At 34.4% G+C, this 273-nt stretch carries 1 protein-coding gene; it reads right to left on the bottom strand.

Annotated elements, in window-relative coordinates; all coding sequences use genetic code 11:
- Positions 1 to 10 precede the first annotated feature (10 nt).
- The coding region (locus IEQ44_RS17205; protein WP_227487635.1) for an endonuclease/exonuclease/phosphatase family protein at positions 11 to 273 on the bottom strand (263 nt) is incomplete at its 5' end.

Below are 273 nucleotides of genomic sequence, written 5' to 3'. Positions count from 1 at the left end.
GACGCCTGTTTTATGACTGATCATATATATGGTCAATTTTGGAGAAAGTACCATGAGTTGGTGAGAAGAATGTATATCCTTTTGCTTTAGGATAGAATGTTCTATAAATATCTTTTAAGTTCATTTGGTTCATGATTTCTCTTATTCTGTCTATGTCTCTGTTTAATTTGTGTTTCCATGATCTGTCCATTGATGAGGGTGGGGTGTTGAAATCTCCCACTATTATTGTGTGAGGTGCAATGTGTGTTTTGTGCTTTAGTAAGGTTTCTTTTA

It is taken from the genome of Nocardioides malaquae, assembly GCF_015070385.1.
Lineage (GTDB): Bacteria > Actinomycetota > Actinomycetes > Propionibacteriales > Nocardioidaceae > Nocardioides > Nocardioides malaquae.
Note: the sequence above shows the minus strand (reverse complement) of the source record. Positions and strands in the feature narration are given on the sequence as shown.